Genomic DNA, 3139 nt, shown 5'->3' on the forward strand with positions numbered 1-3139 from the left:
GTATTGCCGTCGGTGGTCTGCGAGCCGCCGAAGCCGGCCGCCCACACGCTCCAGCGCTGCTGGAACGGCACCATTGGCGGCGCCTTGGTGTAGATCGCCGCCAGCGCGTCATTCGGATTGCGCTTCTTCGCGGCATAGGCCAGCGCTTCCTCATCGGCGAAACCGGATGCGTTGCCGCCGGCGGTTGCCGCGTCACCGCGCCCCGCAATGAACGGGTCCATCATCACGCCCATGAACTGGTTCATGGCGTTGAACGTGGCCTGCTGCGATCCCGTCGCGGTCTCGCCCGAGACCTGGGACAGCGCATTGGCGAGGCCAGTTCCGGTCAGCGCGAAGAGCGCGTTGAAGCCCGCCGGCATATTGGTGCCGGCGATGAGTGCGTTGTCGATTCCGGCCGCGACGTTCTTCTGGTTGATGTTGGCGTTGGCCGGCAGATTCGGCGACAGCAGGCCGGGATCAACCGTCAGCAACACGTCGTTGCCGACATAGCTCAGCCGCACGTTGCGCGCGAAACTGTTGGCCGTGAGAAAGTCTACCGTGGAAAAGCTGCCGTTGACGGTGCCCGCGTTCAGAATGGTGTAGGTGGTGGTTGCGGCGACGCGCGCCAATGGATCGACCGTGACCTTGCCGGCAAGATTGGCGGTGCCGGTCACGACGGTTTTGTCAGACGACGGGCCCGATATCTGCACCAGATAGGTCGATGCCGCCGTCATCGTCAGGCTGCCGCTGACCGTCAGCGTACCGATCGAAAAGCCGGGCGCCAGCGTGCCGCCGTTGATGTTGGTGTTGCCGACCACGCCGGCGCCGCCGAGCGTGCCGCCGGCGTTCACGGTGACGCCGCTTGCCGAGGTGATATCGCCATTGACGCTCAGCGTGCCGCCATTGACCGTAACCGGGCCGGCAAAGCTGCTGGTGCCGGTCAACGTCCAGTTCGACGCGTCGATCTTGTTGAAGATGCCGAAACCCTGATACTGCGCCGCGGGACCAATCTGCGACACATCGAAAGTTGCAGCGCCGGTGCCGCCGAGTTGGAACGTGTCGTTGCCGGTGCCGAGCACGTTGCCCGTGATCACCGAGCCCGGTGCCAGCGTCAGCGTGTTGCCGCTGCCGCCGAACGTCACGGCTGTCCCGAGGGTGCCGATGATCGCGCCCGCATTGACGAGCGTCGTCGAGTCCGAGGCCGTGATGCCGCTTGCTCCCCGGATGGTGCCGTTGTTGGTGATGATATTGTTCGTGCCAGTGACCTCGATCCCGATGAACTGGTCGCCGAGCACGGACGCGCCGGCACTGATGTTGATGGTAGCACCGCCCGTCCCGGCCGCAATGGCCTGGATTCCCGGCACCAGAAAGCCGGCCGCGCTGCCGCTGACGGTGCCGGCCGCGACGTTTACGGTGATGCGGCCGTCCGCCACGCTTGCAAAGATCCCGCCACCCTGCGGACCGGTGACGTCTTGCGATACGGTGACGGTGACGTTGCCGATGCCGCTGGCGGTCCCAAGGATGCCGTAGGTCAGGCCGGAGACGGTGCCGGTGGGCGCGATCACGACGTTACCGTTGCCGCCGGAGGCGACGGCGCTGATGCCGCCATTGCCGGATGAGCTCACATTGCCGGTGCCGCTCACATTGACGTTGCCGCCGCCGAAAGCCGCGGCCTCGATGCCGGTGCCGGTCGCGGTCACGGTGCCGGAGCGCGTGACGGTGACGCTGCCGGTATTGTTGGTTTGGGTGACCTCCGCGAAGATACCGACACCGCCCAAGGCGTTGACGTCGCCGGATCCGCCCACCGTGACAGAGCCGTTGGTGCCGGCGAGGTTGTTGACCTGTTGCGCTGCGATGGCGTTGCCCGCCGTGCTTGAAACGAGGCTGCCGCCGGTGACGGTGATGTTGCCGGTGCCGAAATGGATGGCGTTGATGCCCAACGCGCCGCCTGTGACGTTGCCAGAACGGTCGATCAGGATGTTGGACGCGTTCGTCGCCGCGTTGATGTCGGCATGAATTCCAATTCCGCCAACGGCCGCGCCGGTGCCGCTGATCGTGATGCCGCCGGCGGTACCAGCATGGACGACCGAGATGCCGAGCGCCGCGCCGATCGCAGTGCCGCTGCCGTTGACCAGTACAGCGCCGCTGCCCGCAGGTTTAAACACCGAGATGCCTGAATTGGTCGTGCTCTGCACCGTCGCGTTACTGGTGACCGTAATGTTTCCGGCCGCGCCGCCGTTCGAGTTTAGCGACACCGCATCGTCCCCCGTCACGGTGACCGCAGCATTTCCCGAATAGGTGATCGCGCCGTTGCCGACGAGCGCGACGCCGGCACCGGCCGTGTTGGTGATCCCGAAGGTCGTGTCGTTGTGATTGAAGGTCAGGGTGCCCGGCGCCGATAGACTCACGCCGGCGCCACCGGTATCGATCTTGCCGCCCACATTGTTGTTGACCACCGTGGTGCCGGCGAAGTCCGTAGAGAGCGCGCCGGCGGTCGCCTGGTTACCGGCATCGCAAGTCACACTGCCGGTATTCTCGCCGAGGCAGGCCGCGAGCGCGCGCTGCGGATAGCCCACAATGGCGGCGATGAACGCGCCGGTGAAAGCGGTGCCGGCCAACAGCGCGGTGCGGCGACGCGGAGCAGAACGTGTCGTGCATTCAGAGAATTGCGCGCTGTTCGAGGCCCTGACGAACTCCGAGGAATGCATTTCAAATTTCCTAGCAAACGCCTGGGCCAGCTTCTTACTAAGCATAGGGATTCCAGAGCAGGAAGCGTCTCGGTGTACGAGCAACAGCTGGCCCCGACGATTGTGAAGACTAGTGGCATATCGGCCACCAGAACCCGCGCTGGGCATCATCGTAACCAATGAGGCCGACGAATTTTGGGAGGGACGACTGCGGCAAATCCCATCATCGTTATCGAGCAGGCAATCCAGCAGCCGAATCACCGGATGTCCGATGCCTACCACGCATACCGCACCACGCCCTTGCCGGCGTAGCTGCGCGTCACGTTAGAGAACTCGCCTTCGAAGGTGGCGGCGGTGGACCAGCCATTCCTCCACTTGGTTTCGGCCGAAGCCGTAACGAGCGCGGAGTTGGCAGCTTGCGCCGCGCCGTTGACGAAGAAGCTGGCGCCCGGCAGCGTCTGGAACGTCGCCCC

The 3139-nt window shown here is 65.0% G+C and carries 1 protein-coding gene and 1 pseudogene; both read right to left on the reverse strand.

Annotation, left to right across the window (positions count from 1 at the left end; genetic code table 11):
• Nucleotides 1-2687 (reverse strand): autotransporter-associated beta strand repeat-containing protein (locus JQ609_RS34820; RefSeq protein WP_212277143.1); only part of this gene is annotated, 2687 nt, incomplete at its 3' end.
• A gap of 254 nt (nt 2688-2941) precedes the next feature.
• Nucleotides 2942-3139 (reverse strand): annotated as a pseudogene (locus JQ609_RS34825) (autotransporter outer membrane beta-barrel domain-containing protein); the annotation flags it as partial.

Source organism: Bradyrhizobium sp. AUGA SZCCT0169, assembly GCF_018130085.1.
In the GTDB taxonomy this organism is placed as follows: domain Bacteria; phylum Pseudomonadota; class Alphaproteobacteria; order Rhizobiales; family Xanthobacteraceae; genus Bradyrhizobium.